At 55.6% G+C, this 22,984-nt stretch carries 17 protein-coding genes and 1 riboswitch; of the genes, 8 read left to right on the top strand and 9 right to left on the bottom strand.

The features are described 5' to 3' along the window. Positions 1-157: 157 nt before the first annotated feature. Together rpoB and rpoC are read left to right on the top strand one after the other, a co-directional pair. The gene (gene rpoB / locus F8R23_RS23945; RefSeq protein WP_112349312.1) at positions 158-4,186 is read left to right on the top strand and encodes a DNA-directed RNA polymerase subunit beta; all 4,029 of its coding nucleotides are present in this window, start codon (positions 158-160) and stop codon (positions 4,184-4,186) included. Between the two features lie 118 nt (positions 4,187-4,304). Then, the gene (gene rpoC, locus F8R23_RS23940) at positions 4,305-8,531 is read left to right on the top strand and encodes a DNA-directed RNA polymerase subunit beta' (RefSeq protein WP_099064212.1); all 4,227 of its coding nucleotides are present in this window, start codon (positions 4,305-4,307) and stop codon (positions 8,529-8,531) included. 348 nt (positions 8,532-8,879) lie between these two features. Here rpoC and thiH read toward each other — a convergent pair whose 3' ends face one another. The 7 genes from thiH to rsd form a co-directional block, all read right to left on the bottom strand. After that, positions 8,880-10,013, bottom strand: coding sequence for a 2-iminoacetate synthase ThiH (thiH, locus tag F8R23_RS23935; protein ID WP_112349308.1), 1,134 nt, complete (start codon positions 10,011-10,013; stop codon positions 8,880-8,882). Further along, positions 10,013-10,792: a thiazole synthase gene (locus F8R23_RS23930; protein WP_112349307.1), complete on the bottom strand. Its 780-nt coding sequence runs from the start codon at positions 10,790-10,792 to the stop codon at positions 10,013-10,015. The genes thiH and F8R23_RS23930 overlap by 1 nt, the downstream gene beginning before the upstream one ends. A gap of 1 nt (position 10,793) precedes the next feature. Then, positions 10,794-10,994, bottom strand: coding sequence for a sulfur carrier protein ThiS (gene thiS / locus F8R23_RS23925; RefSeq protein ID WP_085118477.1), 201 nt, complete (start codon positions 10,992-10,994; stop codon positions 10,794-10,796). Then, positions 10,991-11,740: a HesA/MoeB/ThiF family protein gene (locus F8R23_RS23920; RefSeq protein WP_151416107.1), complete on the bottom strand. Its 750-nt coding sequence runs from the start codon at positions 11,738-11,740 to the stop codon at positions 10,991-10,993. The genes thiS and F8R23_RS23920 overlap by 4 nt, the downstream gene beginning before the upstream one ends. Positions 11,741-11,744: 4 nt before the next feature. Then, the gene (thiE, locus tag F8R23_RS23915) at positions 11,745-12,383 is read right to left on the bottom strand and encodes a thiamine phosphate synthase (RefSeq protein ID WP_129937125.1); all 639 of its coding nucleotides are present in this window, start codon (positions 12,381-12,383) and stop codon (positions 11,745-11,747) included. Then, on the bottom strand, positions 12,376-14,319 hold the full coding sequence (gene thiC / locus F8R23_RS23910) for a phosphomethylpyrimidine synthase ThiC (RefSeq protein WP_129937124.1): 1,944 nt from the start codon (positions 14,317-14,319) through the stop codon (positions 12,376-12,378). The genes thiE and thiC overlap by 8 nt, the downstream gene beginning before the upstream one ends. A 114-nt stretch (positions 14,320-14,433) precedes the next feature. Further along, positions 14,434-14,558, bottom strand: a riboswitch (TPP riboswitch). A 39-nt stretch (positions 14,559-14,597) separates the two neighbouring features. After that, positions 14,598-15,101 (bottom strand): sigma D regulator, encoded by a 504-nt coding sequence (gene rsd / locus F8R23_RS23905; RefSeq protein ID WP_112349303.1) that lies wholly within the window; start codon positions 15,099-15,101, stop codon positions 14,598-14,600. 99 nt (positions 15,102-15,200) lie between these two features. Between rsd and nudC the strand changes: the two genes are divergently transcribed. The 6 genes from nudC to F8R23_RS23875 all read left to right on the top strand — a co-directional run bounded on the left by nudC (position 15,201) and on the right by F8R23_RS23875 (position 19,576). Next, complete coding sequence (gene nudC, locus F8R23_RS23900; RefSeq protein WP_151416106.1) at positions 15,201-15,968, top strand: NAD(+) diphosphatase; 768 nt, start codon at positions 15,201-15,203, stop codon at positions 15,966-15,968. A 39-nt stretch (positions 15,969-16,007) separates the two neighbouring features. Continuing rightward, complete coding sequence (hemE, locus tag F8R23_RS23895) at positions 16,008-17,072, top strand: uroporphyrinogen decarboxylase (RefSeq protein WP_112349301.1); 1,065 nt, start codon at positions 16,008-16,010, stop codon at positions 17,070-17,072. 9 nt (positions 17,073-17,081) lie between these two features. Continuing rightward, positions 17,082-17,768 carry a deoxyribonuclease V gene (gene nfi / locus F8R23_RS23890; protein ID WP_129937122.1) on the top strand — a complete coding sequence of 229 codons (687 nt, stop codon included), beginning with the start codon at positions 17,082-17,084 and terminating at the stop codon, positions 17,766-17,768. Between the two features lie 48 nt (positions 17,769-17,816). Then, complete coding sequence (locus F8R23_RS23885) at positions 17,817-18,407, top strand: YjaG family protein (protein WP_099064201.1); 591 nt, start codon at positions 17,817-17,819, stop codon at positions 18,405-18,407. A 188-nt stretch (positions 18,408-18,595) separates the two neighbouring features. Beyond that, positions 18,596-18,868: a nucleoid-associated protein HU-alpha gene (gene hupA, locus F8R23_RS23880; protein WP_012004757.1), complete on the top strand. Its 273-nt coding sequence runs from the start codon at positions 18,596-18,598 to the stop codon at positions 18,866-18,868. A gap of 69 nt (positions 18,869-18,937) precedes the next feature. After that, entirely contained in the window at positions 18,938-19,576 is a 639-nt protein-coding gene (locus F8R23_RS23875) for a DUF1481 domain-containing protein (RefSeq protein WP_232811223.1), read from the top strand. Between the two features lie 46 nt (positions 19,577-19,622). Here F8R23_RS23875 and purD read toward each other — a convergent pair whose 3' ends face one another. Together purD and purH are read right to left on the bottom strand one after the other, a co-directional pair. Further along, on the bottom strand, positions 19,623-20,906 hold the full coding sequence (gene purD, locus F8R23_RS23870; RefSeq protein ID WP_112349298.1) for a phosphoribosylamine--glycine ligase: 1,284 nt from the start codon (positions 20,904-20,906) through the stop codon (positions 19,623-19,625). 48 nt (positions 20,907-20,954) lie between these two features. Beyond that, complete coding sequence (gene purH / locus F8R23_RS23865) at positions 20,955-22,544, bottom strand: bifunctional phosphoribosylaminoimidazolecarboxamide formyltransferase/IMP cyclohydrolase (RefSeq protein ID WP_129939271.1); 1,590 nt, start codon at positions 22,542-22,544, stop codon at positions 20,955-20,957. Between the last annotated feature and the right edge of the window lie 440 nt (positions 22,545-22,984).

Raw genomic sequence — 22,984 nt, 5'->3', positions numbered from 1 at the left:
AATCTGCCGCACAACGCAACGAAATGATTTAAGCGTGATAGAAACGAGTATTGCGGAGAGTGTTCCCGCTTTCCGGTCGACAAAATGGTGTTGCGTGAACCGTCCTTATATTCGGACGGACAAATAGGTTCGACTTTCCAGCGAGCTGAGGAACCCTATGGTTTACTCCTATACCGAGAAAAAACGTATTCGTAAGGATTTTGGTAAGCGTCCACAAGTTTTGGACATACCATATCTCCTTTCTATCCAGCTTGATTCGTTCCAGAAGTTTATCGAGCAAGATCCAGAAGGGCAGCACGGCCTAGAAGCCGCCTTCCGTTCTGTTTTCCCAATCCAGAGCTACAGTGGCAATTCGGAGCTGCAATACGTTAGCTACCGTCTTGGTGAGCCGGTCTTCGACGTCAAAGAGTGCCAGATCCGTGGTGTGACGTTCTCTGCACCGCTGCGCGTAAAACTGCGCCTGGTAATCTATGAGCGTGAAGCTCCGGAAGGTACGGTCAAAGACATCAAGGAACAAGAAGTCTATATGGGCGAAATTCCGCTCATGACCGAAAACGGCACCTTTGTGATCAACGGTACTGAGAGGGTTATCGTATCTCAGCTTCACCGTAGTCCTGGCGTATTCTTTGACAGCGATAAGGGTAAAACCCACTCTTCGGGTAAAGTGCTGTATAACGCACGTATCATCCCTTATCGCGGTTCATGGTTGGATTTCGAGTTTGACCCGAAAGACAACCTGTTTGTACGTATTGACCGTCGCCGTAAATTGCCTGCGACCATCATTCTGCGTGCATTGAGCTTCACCACTGAGCAGATCCTTGACCTGTTCTTTGCGAAAGTAGTTTACGAGATCCGTGATAACAAGCTGCAGATGGAGCTGGTTCCAGAACGTCTGCGTGGTGAGACTGCTTCGTTTGATATCGAAGCCAACGGCAAGATCTACATTGAGAAAGGCCGTCGTATCACCGCTCGTCATATCCGTCAGCTCGAAAAAGACGAAATTCAGAGTATTGAAGTACCGGTTGAGTACATCGCGGGCAAAGTTGTCGCGAAGGACTATATCGATACCAATACCGGTGAGCTGATCTGCGCAGCCAACATGGAGCTGTCGCTGGATCTGCTGGCCAAACTGAGCCAGTCAGGCCACAAGCGTATCGAAACGCTGTTCACCAACGATCTGGACCACGGTGCGTACATCTCTGAGACTGTACGTGTCGATCCAACTAGCGATCGTTTGAGCGCGCTGGTAGAAATCTACCGCATGATGCGCCCTGGTGAGCCGCCAACTCGCGAAGCTGCTGAAAACCTGTTTGAGAACCTGTTCTTCTCTGAAGACCGCTACGACCTGTCTGCGGTTGGCCGTATGAAGTTCAACCGTTCTCTGCTGCGTGACGAGATCGAAGGTTCGGGTATCCTGAGCAAAGACGACATCATTGAAGTGATGAAGAAGCTCATCGGTATCCGTAACGGTAAAGGCGAAGTGGACGATATCGACCACTTGGGCAACCGTCGTATCCGTTCCGTCGGCGAAATGGCTGAGAACCAGTTCCGTGTAGGTCTGGTGCGTGTTGAGCGCGCGGTTAAAGAACGTCTGTCCCTGGGCGATCTGGATACCCTGATGCCACAGGACATGATCAACGCCAAGCCGATTTCGGCGGCGGTGAAAGAGTTCTTCGGTTCCAGCCAGCTGTCTCAGTTTATGGACCAGAACAACCCGTTGTCCGAGATTACGCACAAACGTCGTATCTCTGCATTGGGCCCTGGCGGTCTGACCCGTGAACGTGCCGGCTTTGAAGTTCGAGACGTACACCCGACTCACTACGGTCGCGTGTGCCCAATCGAAACGCCGGAAGGTCCAAACATCGGTCTGATCAACTCCTTGTCCGTGTACGCACAGACAAACGAGTATGGCTTCCTGGAAACCCCGTACCGCCGCGTGCGTGACGGTTTGGTTACCGATGAAATCAACTATCTGTCTGCTATTGAAGAAGGCAACTTCGTTATCGCTCAGGCGAACTCCAACCTGAGTGAAGACGGCCGCTTCGAAGAAGACCTGGTCACCTGTCGTAGCAAAGGCGAGTCAAGCCTGTTCAGCCGCGACCAGGTTGACTATATGGACGTATCAACCCAGCAGATTGTTTCCGTTGGCGCTTCACTGATTCCATTCCTGGAACACGATGACGCCAACCGTGCATTGATGGGTGCGAACATGCAACGTCAGGCGGTTCCAACCTTGCGCGCTGATAAGCCGCTGGTAGGTACCGGTATGGAACGTGCTGTAGCTGTTGACTCCGGTGTTACTGCCGTAGCTCGACGTGGCGGTGTGATCCAGTACGTGGATGCTTCCCGTATCGTTATTAAAGTTAACGAAGACGAGATGCTCGCGGGCGAAGCAGGTATCGATATTTATAACCTGACCAAGTACACCCGTTCTAACCAGAACACCTGTATCAACCAGATGCCGTGTGTGAATCTGGGTGAGCCAATCGAGCGCGGCGACGTGCTGGCAGATGGCCCGTCCACTGACCTGGGTGAACTGGCGTTGGGCCAGAACATGCGCGTGGCGTTCATGCCGTGGAACGGCTACAACTTCGAAGACTCCATCTTGGTGTCCGAGCGTGTAGTTCAGGAAGATCGCTTCACTACCATCCACATCCAGGAACTGGCATGTGTGTCTCGCGACACCAAGTTGGGGCCTGAAGAGATCACTGCCGACATCCCTAACGTGGGTGAAGCAGCGCTCTCCAAACTGGATGAGTCCGGTATCGTGTATATCGGTGCTGAAGTGACCGGTGGCGACATTCTGGTTGGCAAGGTAACACCAAAAGGTGAAACCCAGCTGACGCCAGAAGAGAAGCTGCTGCGTGCGATCTTCGGTGAGAAGGCATCTGATGTTAAAGATTCCTCTCTGCGTGTACCAAACGGCGTTTCCGGTACGATTATTGACGTGCAGGTCTTCACCCGCGATGGCGTGGAAAAAGACAAGCGTGCGTTGGAAATCGAAGAGATGCAGCTGAAGCAGGCGAAAAAAGACCTGACTGAAGAACTGCAAATCCTGGAAGCCGGTCTGTTTGCACGTATCCATGCGGTGCTGGTTGCTGGCGGTGTTGAAGCTGAAAAGCTGAGCAAGCTGCCACGCGATCGCTGGCTGGAACTGGGCCTGACCGACGAAGAGAAGCAAAACCAGCTGGAACAGTTGGCAGAGCAGTACGACGAGTTGAAATCCGACTTCGAGAAGAAGCTGGACGCCAAGCGTCGTAAGATCACCCAGGGCGATGATCTGGCACCAGGCGTGCTGAAAATCGTTAAGGTTTATCTGGCTGTTAAGCGTCAGATCCAACCGGGTGACAAGATGGCAGGCCGTCACGGTAACAAGGGTGTTATCTCCAAGATCAACCCGATCGAAGATATGCCTTACGATGAAAACGGCACGCCGGTTGACATCGTACTGAACCCGTTGGGCGTACCATCACGTATGAACATCGGTCAGATCCTGGAAACCCACTTGGGTATGGCTGCGAAAGGCATTGGTGAGAAGATCAACCAAATGCTGAAGCAGCATCAGGAAGTGGCCAAGCTGCGTGAGTTCATTCAGAAGGCCTACGATCTGGGCGACGATGTCTGCCAGAAAGTTGACCTGAACACCTTCACCGACGACGAAGTACTGCGTCTGGCAGAGAACCTGAAAAAAGGTATGCCAATCGCAACGCCGGTGTTTGATGGTGCGAAAGAGAGTGAAATCAAGCAACTGCTGGAAATGGGCGGGATCCCAACCTCGGGTCAGATTACGCTGTTCGATGGCCGTACCGGTGAGCAATTTGAGCGCCAGGTTACCGTAGGCTATATGTACATGCTGAAACTGAACCACTTGGTTGACGATAAAATGCACGCCCGTTCAACCGGTTCTTACAGCTTGGTTACTCAGCAGCCGCTGGGTGGTAAGGCGCAGTTCGGTGGTCAACGCTTCGGTGAGATGGAAGTGTGGGCACTGGAAGCATACGGCGCAGCTTATACCCTGCAGGAAATGCTCACCGTTAAGTCGGATGACGTTAACGGCCGTACCAAGATGTACAAAAACATCGTGGATGGCGATCACCGCATGGAACCAGGCATGCCGGAGTCCTTCAACGTACTGTTGAAAGAAATCCGCTCGCTCGGTATTAACATCGAACTGGAAGGCGATTAATCGTTTTTCCAGCTCAGGCTCCCGACCTTAGGGAGCCTGAGGGTGGTTGTTCAGGTCACACGGGTGCGCGATTTGTCAGCGTGCACCCAACAGGTTTAACTCCGACAGGAGCCAATCCGTGAAAGACTTATTAAAGTTTCTGAAAGCGCAAACTAAGACCGAAGAGTTTGATGCGATCAAGATTGCTCTGGCATCGCCAGACATGATCCGTTCGTGGTCGTTCGGCGAAGTTAAGAAGCCGGAAACCATTAACTACCGTACGTTCAAACCAGAACGTGACGGCCTTTTCTGCGCCCGTATCTTTGGGCCGGTAAAAGACTATGAGTGCCTGTGCGGTAAGTACAAGCGCTTAAAACACCGCGGCGTAATCTGTGAGAAGTGCGGCGTTGAAGTGACCCAGACCAAAGTACGCCGTGAGCGTATGGGCCACATCGAGCTGGCATCACCGACTGCGCACATCTGGTTCCTGAAATCGCTGCCATCCCGCATCGGTTTGCTGCTGGATATGCCGCTGCGTGACATCGAACGTGTACTGTACTTCGAATCCTATGTGGTTATCGAAGGCGGTATGACTAACCTCGAGCGTCGTCAGATCCTGACTGAAGAGCAGTATCTGGATGCGCTGGAAGAGTTCGGTGACGAATTCGACGCCAAGATGGGTGCGGAAGCTATTCAGGCCCTGTTGAAAAACATGGATCTGGAGCAAGAGTGTGAAACTCTGCGCGAAGAGCTGAACGAAACCAACTCCGAAACCAAGCGTAAGAAGCTGACCAAGCGTATCAAGCTGCTGGAAGCGTTCGTACAGTCTGGCAACAAGCCAGAGTGGATGATCCTGACCGTGCTGCCGGTACTGCCGCCGGATCTGCGTCCGCTGGTTCCGTTGGATGGCGGTCGTTTCGCGACTTCAGATCTGAACGATCTGTATCGCCGCGTAATCAACCGTAACAACCGTCTGAAACGCCTGCTGGATCTGGCTGCGCCTGACATCATCGTGCGCAACGAAAAGCGTATGCTGCAAGAAGCGGTAGATGCCTTGCTGGATAACGGCCGTCGCGGCCGTGCGATCACCGGTTCCAACAAGCGTCCTCTGAAATCTTTGGCTGATATGATCAAAGGTAAGCAGGGTCGTTTCCGTCAGAACTTGTTGGGTAAACGTGTTGACTACTCTGGTCGTTCTGTAATCACCGTAGGTCCATACCTGCGTCTGCATCAGTGCGGTCTGCCTAAGAAAATGGCACTGGAGCTGTTCAAACCGTTCATCTACGGCAAGCTGGAGCTGCGTGGCCTTGCCACCACCATCAAAGCCGCCAAGAAAATGGTTGAGCGCGAAGAAGCTGTCGTTTGGGACATCCTGGACGAAGTTATCCGCGAACACCCGGTACTGCTGAACCGTGCACCAACCCTGCACCGTTTGGGTATCCAGGCGTTTGAACCGGTTCTGATCGAAGGTAAAGCTATCCAGCTGCACCCGCTGGTTTGTGCGGCATACAACGCCGACTTCGATGGTGACCAGATGGCAGTACACGTTCCGCTGACTTTAGAAGCCCAGTTGGAAGCGCGTGCGCTGATGATGTCTACCAACAACATCCTGTCACCAGCGAACGGCGAGCCAATCATCGTTCCTTCTCAGGACGTTGTATTGGGTCTGTACTACATGACCCGTGACTGTGTTAACGCCAAAGGCGAAGGCATGGTGTTGAGTGGCCCGAAAGAAGCGGAACGTATTTACCGCGCCGGTCTGGCCTCTCTGCATGCGCGTGTCAAAGTGCGTATCACCGAAGAGATCAAAAACACCGAGGGCGAGTCTGTACACCAGACTTCGATCATCGACACTACCGTAGGTCGTGCCATCCTGTGGATGATCGTACCGCGCGGTCTGCCGTACTCGATCGTTAACCAGCCTTTGGGCAAGAAAGCTATCTCCAAGATGCTGAACACCTGTTATCGCATCCTGGGCCTGAAGCCGACCGTTATCTTTGCTGACCAGATCATGTACACCGGTTTTGCTTACGCTGCCCGTTCAGGCGCGTCAGTAGGTATCGATGACATGGTAATCCCTGCCAAGAAAGCAGAGATCATCGAAGAAGCAGAAACCGAAGTTGCCGAAATCCAGGAGCAGTTCCAGTCTGGTTTGGTGACCGCCGGCGAACGCTACAACAAAGTGATCGATATCTGGGCCGCAGCGAACGAACGTGTTGCCAAGGCGATGATGGAAAACTTGTCTGTTGAAGACGTCGTCAACCGTGACGGTGTTGTTGAACAGCAGGTTTCCTTCAACAGTATCTTTATGATGGCCGACTCCGGTGCGCGTGGTTCTGCAGCACAGATTCGTCAGCTGGCCGGTATGCGTGGCCTGATGGCTAAGCCGGATGGTTCCATCATTGAAACGCCAATCACAGCGAACTTCCGTGAAGGTCTGAACGTACTCCAGTACTTCATCTCCACGCACGGTGCTCGTAAAGGTCTGGCGGATACCGCACTGAAAACGGCTAACTCCGGTTATCTGACCCGTCGTCTGGTTGACGTGGCACAGGATCTGGTGGTTACCGAAGACGACTGTGGTACTCACAACGGCATCCTGATGACTCCGGTTATCGAAGGTGGTGACGTTAAAGAGCCACTGCGCGAACGTGTTCTGGGTCGTGTGACAGCAGAAGATATCATCAAGCCGGGTACGGCTGATATCCTGGTGCCACGTAACACCCTGCTGCACGAGAAGACTTGTGACCTGTTGGAAGAGAATTCTGTCGACAGCGTTAAAGTCCGTTCCGTGGTTAGCTGTGAAACCGATTTTGGTGTGTGTGCAAACTGCTATGGTCGCGACCTGGCACGTGGTCACATCATCAACAAAGGCGAAGCTATCGGCGTTATCGCGGCACAGTCAATCGGTGAGCCGGGTACACAGCTGACGATGCGTACGTTCCACATCGGTGGTGCGGCATCTCGTGCGGCTGCTGAATCCAGCATCCAGGTGAAAAACAAGGGTACTCTGAAGCTGAGCAATGTGAAGTTCGTAATGAACGCCGCAGGCAAGCTGGTGATTACCTCTCGTAATACCGAACTGAAGCTGATCGACGAATTCGGCCGTACTAAAGAGCGCTATAAAGTGCCTTACGGTTCCGTCATGGGCAAAGGCGACGGCATCGAAGTTAACGGCGGCGAAACCGTTGCTAACTGGGATCCGCACACCATGCCAGTTATCACCGAAGTGAGTGGTTTCATCCGCTTCGCTGATATGGTTGACGGCCAGACCATTACCCGCCAGACCGACGAACTGACCGGTTTGTCTTCTCTGGTAGTACTGGACAGCGCAGAGCGTACCGGTAGCGGTAAAGACCTGCGTCCGGCACTGAAAATCGTTGATGCCAAAGGCGACGACGTATTGATCCCAGGTACTGATATGCCTGCTCAATACTTCCTGCCAGGTAAAGCGATTGTACAGCTGGAAGACGGCATTCAGATCGGTGCGGGTGATACCCTGGCGCGTATTCCTCAGGAATCCGGCGGTACCAAGGATATTACCGGTGGTCTGCCACGCGTTGCGGATCTGTTCGAAGCACGTCGTCCGAAAGAGCCGGCAATCCTGGCTGAAATCAGCGGGATTATCTCGTTCGGTAAAGAGACCAAAGGCAAACGTCGCCTGGTAATCTCTCCACTGGACGGCAGCGACGCTTACGAAGAGATGATTCCGAAATGGCGTCAGCTCAACGTGTTCGAAGGCGAAGTTGTGGAGCGTGGTGACGTTGTTTCTGACGGCCCAGAATCTCCGCACGACATTCTGCGTCTGCGTGGTGTGCATGCGGTTACTCGCTACATCACCAACGAAGTGCAGGAAGTTTACCGTCTGCAAGGCGTTAAGATTAACGATAAACACATTGAAGTTATCGTTCGTCAGATGCTGCGTAAAGGGACCATCGTTAGCGCTGGTAGCACCGAGTTCCTGGAAGGCGAGCAGGCTGAAGTGTCACGCGTTAAGATTGCCAACCGTCAGCTTGCTGCTGAAGGCAAAATCGAGGCAACCTTCTCACGCGATCTGCTGGGTATCACCAAGGCTTCCTTGGCGACCGAGTCCTTCATCTCCGCAGCATCGTTCCAGGAAACGACGCGTGTTCTGACCGAAGCGGCTGTTGCCGGTAAGCGTGATGAACTGCGTGGCCTGAAAGAGAACGTCATCGTGGGCCGTCTGATCCCAGCCGGTACCGGTTACGCTTATCATCAGGACCGCATGCGTCGTAAAGCTCAGGGTGAAACGCCAGTTGTTCCGCAGGTGAGCGCGGAAGAAGCAACGGCTAACCTGGCTGAGCTGCTGAATGCAGGCAACCTGGGTGGCGGCAACAACGATTAATCGTTGAATGTGCCTTGGGGTTCGGCATTGCCGGACTCCGACCAGATAAACCGCTCCTTCGGGGGCGGTTTTTTTTTGCCTTTATGACACCGTTAAACAGCCCAGGGGCAACAAAGCAGATTAGCCGGATATCAACAGCGGGAGGACCCGGAGTCACGCGGGAGGGTAATCCGACGTGATCCGGGAGAGGGTAAGGCGGAGCTGTCGAGGAGGTGACGGCTCCGGCTGGCACCGGGTTTGGCAACCAGCATCGCCACTATAGCGGGGCTGATTTACCCCGCCAGCGACGTCGATAGCTTCTGCGCAAGGCTTCCCTGGTTTTTTCAACTGGGCTGCAAGGCTTGCAGATTACTGCGGGCTGCGCCCCAGGTATCCGTCCCAGTCTTTCCACACCGGCTGTAAACCGGCGTCGCTGATGGCTTGCGCCACCTGCTGCGGGGTACGGCCATCGTGCGGTTCGAACTGTTCCAGTTCAGGGGCGACATCGTCGGCATAACCGCCAGGCTGGGTTTTGGATCCGGCACTGACGCTGTTGATCGCCACCGGGATCATATGATCGCGGAAGAACGGTGATTCACGCGTCGACAAAGACAGCTCTACATCGGGGGCGAACAGCCGGAAAGCACAGATTAACTGCACCAATTGCGGCTCGCTCATGATCGACGCCGGTTCGATGCCGCCGGCACAGGGACGCAGGCGCGGGAACGAGATGGAATAGCGGCTTTGCCAGTAGGTCTGCTGCAGGTAGAACAGGTGTTCAGCCAACATATAGCAGTCGGTACGCCAGCTGTTGGAGAGCCCGATCAGTGCACCAAGACCGATCTTGTCGATCCCGGCGCGACCCAGGCGATCCGGTGTGGCCAATCGCCAATGAAAATCCTGTTTCTGACCGCGCAGATGATGCTGCTGGTAAGTCGCCGGGTGATAGGTTTCCTGATACACCAACACGCCATCCAATCCCAGCGCTTTCAGTTCGGCGTACTCTTCCTGCTCCAGGGGTTGCACCTCCATCATCAGCGAGCTGAAATGGCGGCGGATTGCTGGAATATGCTGTCGGAAATAGTCCATGCCGACCTTGGTCTGGTGTTCGCCGGTGACCAACAGCAAGTGCTCAAAACCCAGTGCCTTAATTGCCAGACACTCGCGGTCGATCTCGGCGGCATCCAGGGTTTTACGCTTGATGCGATTGCTCATCGAAAAACCGCAGTAGGTACAGTCGTTGGCGCACAGGTTGGACAGGTACAGCGGCACGTAGAAGCTGACCACGTTGCCAAAGCGTTGGCGCGTCAACTGCTGCGCACGCTGGGCCAATGGCTCAAGGTAGGACGCGGCGGCGGGGGAGATCAGCGCCATAAAATCTTCACGCGTCAGTTTTTCCGCATTCAGCGCGTGCTCGACATCTCGTGCCGTTTTGCTGTTAATACGCAGCGAGATATCGTCCCAATCCAACTGTCGCCAGCGGCTACTGAAATCATCGGTCATCACAACATCTCCTCGCTCTGGCTGAGAAAAGCGGTCAGCGGGCTGGAGGCTATGGCATTGCGCTGGCTACTGCCCAATCCGGCCTGGCGTGCCAGCTCACCGGCTTCCAGCGCCAGACGAAACGCCCGCGCCATCTGCACCGGATCGCGCGCCACGGCGATAGCGGTATTCACCAGCACCGCATCGGCACCCAGTTCCATAGCCTCTAAGGCATGACTTGGCGCACCAATACCGGCGTCGATCACTACCGGCACCCTGGCCTGCTCGATAATAATCTCGAGGAAATCGCGGGTGCGCAGCCCACGGTTGGAACCAATAGGGGCACCCAGCGGCATAACCGCGGCGCAGCCCGCTTCCTCCAACCGTTTACACAACACCGGATCGGCACCGCAGTAAGGCAGCACCACAAACCCTTCTTTTACCAGTGTTTCCGCCGCCTTTAGGGTTTCAATCGGGTCCGGCAGCAGGTATTTCACATCGGGATGGATTTCCAGCTTCACCCAGTGGGTGCCAAGCGCCTCACGTGCCAGTCGGGCGGCAAACACCGCTTCTGCGGCGGTCTTCGCACCGGAGGTATTCGGCAGCAGGCGTACGCCCAGTTGTTGCAGCGGCGCCAGAATGGCGTCATTACCGCCATGCAGATCAACACGTTTCATCGCCATGGTGACTAACTGCGAGCCCGAGGCCTGCAGGGCATCCAGCATCAGCGTCGGCGTGGCAAATTTGCCGGTGCCGGTAAACAGGCGTGAGGTAAAAGTGGTATCGGCGATTTGCAGCATGTCAGCCTCCGGCGATCGCTTGAAACAACAGGATGTCATCACCGTCTTGCACCAGGTGGTTAGCCCAGTCGGCGCGCGGGATGATAGTTTGGTTGATAGCCAGCGCGGTGCCCGGCTGGTGGCGCTGCAATTGCTCGAGCAGGGCGGTGACGCTCAGCGGTTGCGCCAGTTCCAGCGGTTGATCATTAAGCCGGATCTTCATGCTGCTCCTCCGCACGCCGTACAGCAGCTGGCCTGACTGAGTTGCAAAGTGCTCCAGCTTTGTTGTCTGCCGTCGAACAACCGCAGTTTGCCGCTGAGGGAAGAAGGCAGGCCCGCCAGCATTTTTATCGCCTCCAGCGCTTGCAGCGTGCCAATGACGCCGACCACCGGGCCAAGGACGCCAGCGGTACGGCAATTGCGCTGGGGTTCCGTTTGTTCCGGATACAGACAGGCGTAGCAGCCGTGGGCATAGGGAGGTTCTATCACCAGCAACTGACCACTGAAACCTACCGCACTGCCGCTGATCAGCGGTTTACCGGCCTTGATACAGGCGGCGTTTACCGCATGACGGGTTTCCATGTTATCGCTACAGTCTAAAATCAGATCGGCGCGTTCAACGGCCTGCTGCAACACGTCCCCCTGCAAACGCTGCTCCAGTGCGATGGACTCCACCATTGGGTTCAGCGCCTGTAGTTGGCGCTGTGCCAGGGCGGCTTTGCTTTTGGTTACGTCGGAACTGCGGTACAGGATTTGACGCTGTAGATTGGTGAGGTGCAGCGTATCGTCATCGGCCAGCAACAAGGTGCCGACGCCGGCGGCGGCCAGATAGAGCGAGGCGGGGGAGCCTAATCCCCCCAACCCGACGATCAGCGCCGTCGACTGTTTTAGCTTCTCCTGGCCTTCGGGGCCAATGTCCTCCAGCAGCAACTGGCGGCTGTAGCGCAGGAACTCTTGATCGTTCAACATGGCATTACTCCTTGCCTTCGATCAGTTGTAGCAACTGTGCGGTCGCTGCGCGCCAGTCCTCAGCCTGGGTAATGGCGCTGACCACGGCTACGCTGCCGACGCCACAATCCAGTACGGCCGCCACGCGATCGATGCTGATCCCGCCGATCGCCACGGTCGGATAGTCACTTAATCCGCCAATGTGACGTTTCAGCTCCACCAGACCCTGAGGGGCGGAAGGCATGTCTTTGGTTTGCGTCGGGAAGATATGCCCCAGTGCGATATAGGAAGGTTTTACCGCAATGGCGCGGGCCAGCTCGCTATCATCATGGGTAGAAACCCCCAAACGCAGCCCGGCGCGGTGAATCGCCGCCAGATCGGTGGTATCTAAATCCTCCTGGCCGAGATGCACGCCATAGGCACCGTGTTTAATCGCCAGTTGCCAGTAGTCATTGATAAACAATCGGGCATCGTACTGTTTGCCGAGGGCAATGGCCGCGGCAATGTCATCTTCGACCTGCTCATCCGGCCGATCCTTGATGCGCAGCTGAATTGTGGTGACGCCTGCTTCCAGCAAGCGGGCAATCCATTCAACGTTGTCGACCACCGGGTATAGGCCCAACTTGTGCGGAGTCGCGGGGAAAGGCGTGGTGATATCAGTCATTGCTCAGCTCCTCTTGCAGGTTGCCGGCGCTGTGGTACAGCTCGCTGCCGCGTGAGCGGAACTCGGCAGACATTTTTTCCATGCCGGTTAGCTGCACTTCTATCGGTTTGGCCGCTTCCTGCGCGGCGGCATAGTCGCGAACTTCTTGCGAAATTTTCATCGAGCAGAATTTTGGCCCGCACATGGAGCAGAAGTGGGCAATTTTGCCGGACTCCTGTGGCAGGGTTTCGTCGTGATAAGCACGTGCGGTGGCCGGATCGAGCGCCAGGTTGAATTGGTCTTCCCAGCGGAATTCGAAGCGCGCCTTGGACATGGCGTTATCGCGGATCTGCGCGCCGGGGTGCCCTTTAGCCAGATCGGCAGCGTGGGCGGCAATCTTGTAGGTGATCAGTCCCTGTTTGACATCCTCTTTGTTCGGCAGGCCGAGGTGTTCCTTCGGCGTGACGTAACACAGCATGGCGCAGCCGAACCAGCCGATCATCGCGGCCCCGATGCCGGAGGTAAAGTGATCATAACCCGGGGCGATATCGGTGGTCAGCGGGCCGAGGGTATAGAACGGCGCTTCGTGACAGTGCTCCAGCTCCTCGGTCATATTGCGGCGGATCATTTGCATCGGTACGTGGCCGGGGCCTTCGATCATCACCTGAACATCATATTCCCAGGCAATTTTGGTCAGTTCACCCAGGGTGTGCAGTTCGGCGAACTGTGCCTCGTCATTGGCGTCCTGAATCGAGCCCGGACGCAGGCCATCGCCGAGGGACAGAGAGACATCATAGGCGGCGCAAATCTCACAGATTTCGCGGAAGTGCTGGTAAAGGAAGTTTTCCTGATGATGCGACAGGCACCACTTGGCCATGATCGAACCGCCGCGGGAGACGATGCCGGTCAAGCGTTTGGCGGTCATTGGCACATAACGCAGCAGTACACCGGCGTGAATGGTGAAGTAGTCAACGCCTTGTTCTGCCTGCTCCAGCAGCGTATCGCGGAACATTTCCCAGGTGAGGTTTTCCGCCACGCCGTTCACTTTCTCGAGTGCCTGATAGATCGGTACCGTACCAATCGGCACCGGACTGTTACGCAGGATCCATTCGCGGGTTTCGTGAATATAGCGACCGGTAGAAAGATCCATCACCGTATCCGCGCCCCAGCGGGTAGACCACACCAGTTTCTCGACTTCTTCTTCGATCGAAGAGGTCACCGCCGAGTTGCCGATGTTGGCGTTAACCTTCACCAGGAAGTTGCGGCCGATGATCATCGGCTCCGATTCCGGGTGATTGATATTGGCGGGGATGATGGCGCGACCGGCGGCCACTTCCTGGCGAACAAATTCCGGCGTGATGTTCTCCGGCAGGTTGGCGCCCCAACTTTGCCCCGGATGCTGGTGGCGTAACACCTCACCGCGGATGCGCTCGCGACCCATGTTTTCGCGGATGGCGATAAACTCCATTTCCGGGGTAATGATACCGGCGCGGGCGTAGTGCAACTGGGTGACGCATTTGCCTGGTTGTGCCTTGCGCGGCAACGGCAGGTGTTCAAAGCGCAGGTGATCCAGGCCTTCATCGGCCAGACGCTGCTGGGTAAAACCGGAACTGACGCCCTTGAGGACTTCGGTGTCACCGCGTTCGGTGATCCAACCCGCGCGTAGTTTCGCCAAACCGGTGTGCACGTTAAGTTCGGATTGAGGATCGCCGTAAGGGCCGGCAGTGTCATACACCGGGATAGCTTCGTTCTGCTCGTACTGCGGGTTGTCCTTCTCGCCGCCGATCAGCGTCGGGCTGAGCTGAATTTCACGCATAGGCACCTGCAGATCGCTGCGTGAGCCCTGTAGATAGATACGGTGTGAATTGGGGAAAGAGACGCCTTGCAGGGTGTTGATAAACTGCTGGGCTTGTTCGCGTTGCTCTTTACGGGCACGGGGTTTTTTAACGTTAGACATAGCAAGTTCCTACCAGTGTGTTGGGTTGGGAAAGTTGCTTGTCTGGAGCTCGGAGGGAGTAATAATGCTGGCCGGCAAGGCGGGATTATCCCAAATCGGGGCACCGGCCTGTGGCGATAGATTACTCTTGTTCCCTTCGCGGGTATTAACCCGATCAGGTTCCGCGGATCCCGAATTAACGGTCTCAGCCTGGCCAATTTGATGAACAAATCAGGCGCTAGGCACTCCGACAAGATGCCCTCCAGTATAGGAGGGATAATAAAAAAGACTACAAAATTTTAACGGGCTGGATCCAGAGCCTCATCCGGTTGCGCCTGCTGCCAGGTTTCCGCTGCCAGTTGGATCAACCTGTCTTCGAGGGTAAAACGTGCTGCCAGCGTTTCACCGATGTCGGACAAAGACTTATGCAATTCCAGACACAGGTCCTGATCGATATCCACTTCGGTATAGCGATCGTGGAAAGCCATGATCTGCTCGGTATTGGCCCACAGCTTGGGATAGATGTTGACCGCCAAAGACATTTTCGGACTGGATGCGCCTTCCACTTGTTTGATAATTCTGTCATAGATATGAAAATGGCCGGCAGAGAGATAATCCACCAGGTTATGGCAAAAGTTCTCCAGCGCTTTTTCATTCAGCGGCGTATGCTTTTCTTTGTTCGGTTTGATGCCCACCAGGGCGCAATAGGCGACCAGCAATTGCTTGCGTGCCTGAAGCCATTGATCTACTAATTCATTACTACCACCAACGCGCTGAGTCAGGCTTTCCAAACGGTTGAGCATGTTTGACTCCGTAAGTAATAAAACGTAACAGTAAGTTATTAAAATGTAACAAGGCCGATTTGTAGAGTGCCAGTGAAGCTGAGGTTGTGCAACAACGATATGGAACTTGCATTAACGGGTAATGAAAATGGCTGGTGGATCGTCAGCCATGAAAGCAAACTTTGGTTACCGAACGGTGAATTACCGTGCGGTTTAGCGGCGTCATTCTCCCTGCAGGGGCGGATGGCTCGCGCTATTGGTGAATGGGAAGGGCTGCCGGTCTGGCTGGTGCGCCACGCGATGCCGCAGGAGATGGGCTCGGTGCGCCAACTGCTTGAACTCGATCGCGGGCTGTTCCAGCTCGCCGGGCGTGGCGTACAACTGGCCGATTTTTACCGTTCGCACCGCTACTGTGGCTATTGTGGCCATGAAATGCACCTCAGCCGCACCGAAAGTGCCTGCTTGTGTGGCAACTGCCGGGAGCGTTATTACCCGCAGATCGCACCCTGCGTGATTGTCGCCATTCGGCGTGACGATGAGATCCTGCTGGCGCAGCATGTGCGTCACCGCGGCGGTATTCATACCGTACTGGCCGGTTTTGTCGAAGTCGGCGAAACGCTGGAGCAGGCGGCTGCGCGTGAGGTTATGGAAGAAAGTAATATTGAAATCAAAAACCTGCGTTATATCGCCTCGCAACCCTGGCCATTCCCGCATTCGCTGATGATGGCCTTTATGGCCGATTATCACCGGGGCGAGATCCGCCACGATCCCAAAGAGCTGCTTAACGCCGGTTGGTACCGCTACGATCGGTTGCCACTGCTACCGCCACCCGGCACCGTAGCGCGCCGCCTGATAGAGGACACCGTAGCCTTATGCCGTGAACAATAAATCGCTACAATAGCGGCAGATGAATAAGGGAGCCCCATAATGAATGAGTTGAAGAACGACCGTTACCTGCGCGCACTGTTGCGTCAGCCGGTGGATGTGACCCCTGTATGGATGATGCGTCAGGCCGGTCGTTATTTGCCGGAGTACAAGGCTACGCGCGCCGAGGCCGGTGATTTCATGTCGCTGTGCAAGAACGCGGAGCTGGCTTGTGAGGTCACGCTGCAGCCGCTGCGTCGTTTCCCACTGGATGCTGCGATCCTGTTCTCCGATATCCTCACCATTCCCGATGCTATGGGGCTGGGCCTGTATTTCGAAACCGGTGAAGGCCCGCGTTTCTCCTCACCGATCACCAGCCGTGCCGACGTCGACAAGCTGCCGGCGTTCGACCCGGAAGTGGAACTGGGTTATGTGATGAATGCGGTGCGCACCATCCGTCGTGAGCTGAAGGGCGAAGTGCCGCTGATTGGTTTTTCTGGCAGCCCGTGGACACTGGCGACCTATATGGTGGAAGGCGGCAGCAGCAAGGCCTTCACCAAGCTGAAAAAAATGATGTACGCCGAGCCGGCGACGTTACACCTGCTGCTGGATAAGCTGGCGGACAGCGTCATCTTGTATCTTAACGCCCAGATTAAAGCCGGTGCACAATCGGTGATGGTGTTCGATACCTGGGGCGGCGTGCTGACCGGCCGTGACTACCGTGAGTTCTCACTGCACTACATGCATAAGATTGTCGACGGCCTGTTACGTGAAAACGACGGCCGCCGCGTGCCGGTGACGCTGTTTACCAAAGGTGGCGGTCAGTGGCTGGAGGCGATGGCGGCGACCGGTTGTGACGCGTTAGGCCTCGACTGGACAACCGATATCGGTGATGCACGCCGTCGCGTAGGGGACAAAGTCGCGTTGCAGGGCAATATGGATCCTTCCATGCTGTATGCGTCACCCGAGCGTATCGGCCAGGAAGTGGGAACCATTCTGGCTGGTTTCGGCCACGGCGAAGGGCACGTGTTCAACCTGGGGCATGGTATTCACCTGGACGTGCCGCCGGAGAACGCAGGCGCCTTTGTTGAGGCGGTTCACGCGCAGTCGGGAAAATACCATCGCTAAGGATTGGACGTGATAGATACTAAGGCCCTGCGTACGGAGCAACTGCTTCGCGCCTCTGAAGTCATTCGCCAGGATGATTTTTTGGTCGTTCCACCGACCTTTATCGCCGGTGCCGACGTGGGTTTTGAGCAGGAAGGGGCGGTAACCCGCGCCGCCATCGCCATCCTGCGCTATCCGTCGCTGGAGCTGGTGGAATATCAGGTGGCTCGTGTTAGCACCACCATGCCCTATATCCCTGGTTTTTTATCATTCCGTGAATACCCTGCGTTGCTTGCTGCCTGGGAGCAACTGCATCAGAAACCGGACCTGGTTCTGGTCGATGGTCATGGCATCTCGCATCCGCGCCGCCTGGGCGTTGCCAGCCATTTTGGCCTGCTGGTTGACGTACCGACCATCGGCGTAGCCAAAAAGCGCCTGTGCGGTAAATTCGCCCCATTGGACGCAGATGCAGGCGCATTGGCTGCGCTGGAGGACAAAGGCGAGCCGTTGGGTTGGGTATGGCGCAGCAAGGCGCGCTGCAATCCGTTGTTCATTTCCACCGGTCATCGTGTTGGCGCCGACAGTGCGCTCGCCTGGGTACAACGTTGCATGGCGGGTTACCGTTTGCCAGAACCTACACGTTGGGCCGATGCCATTGCCTCGCGCCGCCCGGCCTTCCAGCGCTGGTTACAGCAGCATCCAGAGGTGTCGCAATGACCGATTTCGGGTACACTGCGGCGCAGATAACGCGTAAGAGAGTGAATAATGCTACGTAACCCGATTCATTTACGTCTGGAAAAACTTGAGAGCTGGCAACATTTGACCTTCATGGCCAGTTTGTGCGAGCGTATGTATCCGAATTACCAGATGTTCTGCCTGCAAACCGAGTTCGGCGATCCGGCAATTTATCGCCGCATTCTGGATTTGGTGTGGGAAACACTGGTGATCAAGGACGCCAAGGTCAACTTTGACAATCAGTTGGAGAAGTTGGAAGAGGCGATCCCCTCGGCAGAAGATTACGATCTTTACGGCGTTTACCCGGCGATTGACGCCTGTATCGCATTAGGGGAACTGATCCATTCGCGACTCAGCGGGGAGACGCTAGAGCACGCCATCGCCATCAGCGAAACGTCAATTCGCACCGTGGCGATGTTGGAAATGACTCAGGCCGGTAAAGAAATGACCGACGATGAGCTCAAGGTTTTGCCTGCGGTAGAGGAAGAATGGGACATCCAATGGGAAATTTTCCGCCTGTTGGCTGACTGCGAAGAGCGTGATTTAGAACTGATCAAAGGGTTACGTTCTGACCTCCGCGAGGCCGCGGTTAGTAATATCGGGATAAATTTAACGCAATAAGGCAAGAAAACGTGATTTAACGCCTGATTTGTCATGCCTTAAGGCTTCACATCCGCACCCTGTCTGGTCTACATTTGGGGGGCGTAAAAAAAGTGGCTATCGGTGCGTGTATGCAGGGAGTGCTGTACATCGGCATATCCGTCGCACTCGATGCTTTGCAAACGATAAACACACTGTAAGGATAACTTATGAACAAGACTCAACTGATTGATGTAATCGCGGACAAGGCTGACCTTTCCAAAGCACAAGCTAAACTGGCTCTGGAATCCACCCTGGCTGCTATTACTGAGTCTCTGAAAGAAGGTGATGCAGTACAATTGGTTGGTTTCGGGACTTTCAAGGTCAACCACCGCAACGAGCGCACTGGTCGCAACCCGCAGACTGGTAAAGAAATCAAAATCGCAGCTGCTAACGTGCCTGCGTTCGTTTCTGGTAAAGCACTGAAAGACGCAGTTAAGTAATACTGCGTGTTGGTGAAAAGATTAAACAGAGGGGCTATAGCGCCCCTTTTGTTTATCCGACAGGCGCTTATGGTCATCGGCATTGCCGGCGGCCTGAGCGCCTGCAGCAGTCATTCTGATCCCCCTGCCTTTACGGCCAGTGGCTATGTAGCCGACCAGGGCGTTATGCGTCTGTGGCGTAAAGATGACGATCGGCATCATCCACTGGTGTTGATGAGCGTCTACAGTCCCTACCGTGGTCCGGGTACCGTCACCACGTTGTACGAATATGAAAACGGCAAGCTGCGTCAGATTAAACGCACTGACGCCGATGGCGATCAAGACTCTATTCAATTGCGCTTTGCCGATGACGGCGGAGTGAGCTTTATGCAGCGCCAATTGGCTACGCGGCGTGAACAACTGACCACCGATGAAATCGCGCTGTATCAATACCAGGCCCGACGAGTGCTGGAATTAAGCAATGCGCTGCGCGCCGGCAAGGTGAAGCTGCTGCAGGGGCGTTGGCAGCAAGGGGTAGTACAAACCTGCGATGGCCAAACGCTGAAGCCGGAGCTGGACAGCAGTGCCGAAGCCTGGATTGCGCGACGCGCCCGCAATAGCAGCCAGCCGGTGAATATAGCCTGGCTGGATGCACCGGAAGGGCGTGAACTGCTGCTGGTGGCGAACGATGATTTTTGCCGCTGGGAACCGAAAGAAGACCGGCTATAAAAAAGGCTCCGCATTGCGGAGCCTGGATAGCATTTCGGTGTTCAGATCATTTACCGCGTGCAATCGCACGATAGCCAATATCCTTGCGGCAGAAACTCCCCGGCCACTGAATACCTTCTGCTAATTGATAGGCGCGTTGTTGCGCTTGTGCCACCGTTTCACCCAATGCGGTTACGCACAACACGCGCCCACCGCTGGTGACCACGTCATCGCCCTGCATGCGGGTACCGGCGTGGAACACCTTACCGTCGGCACTTTCCTGCTGTGGCAGACCCTGAATGATTTCACCGTTGTTGTAATCACCCGGATAGCCGCCGGCTGCCAGTACCACGCCTAGCGCAGGGCGCTCATCCCACTCGGAGGTTTTCTCTCCCAGCTTGCCTTCTGCACCGGCCAGGCACAGTTCGATCAGATCAGAACGCAGACGCAGCATGATGGGTTGGGTTTCCGGATCGCCAAAGCGACAGTTGAACTCAATCACCTTTGGCTGGCCGTCGGCGGAGATCATCAGCCCGGCGTACAGGAAACCGACGTAGGTGTTGCCTTCCGCTGCCATGCCACGCACGGTTGGCCAGATAACCTGGTCCATGGCGCGCTGGTGGATTTCATCGGTAACGACCGGTGCCGGGGAGTAAGCCCCCATGCCGCCGGTGTTTGGGCCTGTATCACCGTCGCCAACGCGTTTGTGATCCTGGCTGGTGGCCATCGGCACCACGTTCTCGCCGTCGACCATCACGATAAAGCTGGCTTCCTCACCTTCAAGGAACTCTTCCACCACGATGCGGTGACCTGCATCGCCAAAGGCGTTACCGGCCAACATGTCCTGCACTGCGTCTTCCGCTTCCTGCAACGTCATGGCGACGATCACGCCCTTGCCGGCGGCGAGGCCGTCGGCCTTGATAACGATGGGGGCACCTTTACTGCGCAGATAGGCCAGCGCCGGCTCAACCTCGGTAAAGTTTTGGTACTCGGCGCTTGGGATGTTATGGCGCGCCAGGAAGTCTTTGGTGAAGGCTTTGGAGCCTTCCAATTGGGCTGCCGCCTGGGATGGGCCAAAGATTTTCAGGCCCGCGGCCTGGAAGGCATCAACCACACCAATCACCAACGGCGCTTCCGGCCCGACGATGGTGAGATCGATATCATGGCTCTGGGCAAAGGCAAGCAGCGCTGGAATATCGGTAGCGGAGATCGCCACATTCTCCAGATTGCTTTCCAGTGCGGTGCCGGCGTTACCCGGTGCAACGTAGACTTTATCTGCCAACGGCGACTGGGCCGCTTTCCAGGCCAGCGCATGTTCGCGCCCGCCGTTGCCGATAATTAAAATGTTCATTAGGTGCTCCACGCAGAGCGTGCGCCGGAGCGCACGCGGCAAAAGGGATTAATGGCGGAAGTGGCGCATGTCGGTGAAGATCATCGCGATGCCGTGCTCGTTGGCGGCGGCAATCACTTCATCATCGCGGATCGAACCGCCAGGCTGGATCACACAGCTGATACCTACCGCAGCGGCGGCATCGATGCCATCACGGAACGGGAAGAAGGCGTCAGACGCCATGGCGGAGCCTTTGACTTCCAGGCCTTCGTCCGCAGCTTTGATCCCGGCGATCTTGGCGGAGTAAACTCGGCTCATCTGGCCGGCGCCTATGCCGATAGTCATGTTGTCACGCGCATAGACGATGGCGTTGGACTTCACGAACTTGGCGACTTTCCAGCAGAACAGCGCATCACGCAGTTCCTGTGCGGTCGGTTGGCGTTCGGATACCACGCGCAGGTCGCCTTCGCTCACCATGCCCAGATCGCGATCCTGTACCAGCAGGCCGCCGTTGACACGTTTGAAGTCGAGAGCGGCAATACGTTGCTGCCATTGGCCACAGGCCAATACGCGCACGTTCTGCTTGGCAGCCAGCAGGGAGCGAGCCTCTTGGCTGATGCTCGGCGCGATAATCACTTCCACAAACTGGCGGCTGATGATGGCCTGTGCGGTGGCGGCGTCAAGTTCGCGGTTGAAGGCGATAATGCCGCCGAAAGCAGAGGTAGGGTCGGTTTGATAGGCTCGCTCATAGGCCGCGAGAACATCATCACCGATCGCTACACCGCACGGGTTGGCGTGCTTGACGATCACACAGGCCGGCTCGGCGAACTCTTTCACACATTCCAGTGCTGCATCGGTATCGGCGATGTTGTTGTAAGACAGCGCCTTGCCTTGCAATTGTTCCGCGGTGGCGACAGAGGCTTCCTGAACGTTCTCTTCTATATAGAAGGCAGCTTGCTGGTGGCTGTTCTCACCGTAGCGCATATCTTGCTTCTTTATATAGTTGAGGTTCAGGGTGCGAGGGAAGCGGCCGGCAGGTTGCTCAGTATCACCGTGGTAGGCCGGAACCAGCGCGCCGAAGTAGTTGGCGATCATGCTGTCGTAAGCGGCGGTGTGTTCGAAGGCTTTGATGGCCAGATCGAATCTCGTGGTGTATTGCAGCGAACCGTCGTTGTTATCCATCTCGGTAATGATAGCGGCGTAGTCGCTGCTCTTCACCACGATGGCAACGTCTTTATGGTTTTTGGCGGCGGAGCGCACCATGGTAGGGCCGCCGATGTCGATGTTCTCGACTGCGTCTTCCAGTGAGCAGTTCGGACGCGCTACGGTCTGGGCGAACGGATAAAGGTTTACTACCACCATGTCGATTGGCTTGATGTCATGTTGGTCCATGATGGTATCGTCCTGGCCACGACGGCCCAGAATACCGCCATGTACTTTGGGGTGCAGGGTCTTTACTCGTCCGTCCATCATTTCCGGGAAGCCGGTATAGTCGGAAACTTCGGTAACAGGCAGGCCGGCATCCGCCAGCAGGCGGGCAGTGCCACCGGTGGAGAGCAGTTCAACGCCACGCTGGGATAGCGCTTCGGCGAATTCAACGATACCGGCTTTGTCAGAGACGCTGAGCAGGGCCCGGCGGATTGGACGAGGTTGTTGCATGGTTTTATCCCTTGGCTTTGGAGTCGCAATAAAAGAGCGTTACGTGAATTTCCACCTTCTACTCTCTATAAGGAAAGGTTTTTCTCTCTATAAAGGGGTGATCAGGCACAGATTCAGGTAACGCCCCCATAAAAAGGGGAGCGTTTCGTCGCGGGGAATTGTAGCGAAAACGTTTGCGTGGCGCTCGTAAATTTTCCGTGCAAATGACTTCTGTGGATAAGTTTGTGCACAACAAGGTATAAAGCGGGGTTTTGCTGTGGAATGCAGCAAACGATCGTTTTTGTCGAAAATACCTATTGCGGCCTGCTGAGAACTCCCTATAATGCGCCTCCATCGACACGGAACATGTGAACAACTTCACAGAGTCTCCGGGGTTCGAAGAGAAAAAATCCTGAAATTTAGGGGTTGACTCTGAAAGAGGAAAGCGTAATATACGCCAC

The organism is Serratia proteamaculans (assembly GCF_008830365.1).
Lineage (GTDB): Bacteria > Pseudomonadota > Gammaproteobacteria > Enterobacterales > Enterobacteriaceae > Serratia > Serratia proteamaculans.
The sequence above is the reverse complement of the archived record's forward strand: the minus strand, read 5'-3'. Positions and strand labels throughout refer to the sequence as shown.

Bases quoted from the DNA above. Each gene is read 5' to 3' on its own strand.
- rpoB (WP_112349312.1), top strand. From the start codon at position 158: ATGGTTTACTCCTATACCGAGAAAAAACGTATTCGTAAGGATTTTGGT.
- thiH (WP_112349308.1), bottom strand. From the start codon at position 10,013: ATGACCGATGATTTCAGTAGCCGCTGGCGACAGTTGGATTGGGACGAT.
- F8R23_RS23930 (WP_112349307.1), bottom strand. From the start codon at position 10,792: ATGCTGCAAATCGCCGATACCACTTTTACCTCACGCCTGTTTACCGGC.
- thiS (WP_085118477.1), bottom strand. From the start codon at position 10,994: ATGAAGATCCGGCTTAATGATCAACCGCTGGAACTGGCGCAACCGCTG.
- F8R23_RS23920 (WP_151416107.1), bottom strand. From the start codon at position 11,740: ATGTTGAACGATCAAGAGTTCCTGCGCTACAGCCGCCAGTTGCTGCTG.
- thiE (WP_129937125.1), bottom strand. From the start codon at position 12,383: ATGACTGATATCACCACGCCTTTCCCCGCGACTCCGCACAAGTTGGGC.
- thiC (WP_129937124.1), bottom strand. From the start codon at position 14,319: ATGTCTAACGTTAAAAAACCCCGTGCCCGTAAAGAGCAACGCGAACAA.
- rsd (WP_112349303.1), bottom strand. From the start codon at position 15,101: ATGCTCAACCGTTTGGAAAGCCTGACTCAGCGCGTTGGTGGTAGTAAT.
- nudC (WP_151416106.1), top strand. From the start codon at position 15,201: ATGGAACTTGCATTAACGGGTAATGAAAATGGCTGGTGGATCGTCAGC.
- hemE (WP_112349301.1), top strand. From the start codon at position 16,008: ATGAATGAGTTGAAGAACGACCGTTACCTGCGCGCACTGTTGCGTCAG.
- F8R23_RS23885 (WP_099064201.1), top strand. From the start codon at position 17,817: ATGCTACGTAACCCGATTCATTTACGTCTGGAAAAACTTGAGAGCTGG.
- hupA (WP_012004757.1), top strand. From the start codon at position 18,596: ATGAACAAGACTCAACTGATTGATGTAATCGCGGACAAGGCTGACCTT.
- F8R23_RS23875 (WP_232811223.1), top strand. From the start codon at position 18,938: ATGGTCATCGGCATTGCCGGCGGCCTGAGCGCCTGCAGCAGTCATTCT.
- purD (WP_112349298.1), bottom strand. From the start codon at position 20,906: ATGAACATTTTAATTATCGGCAACGGCGGGCGCGAACATGCGCTGGCC.
- purH (WP_129939271.1), bottom strand. From the start codon at position 22,544: ATGCAACAACCTCGTCCAATCCGCCGGGCCCTGCTCAGCGTCTCTGAC.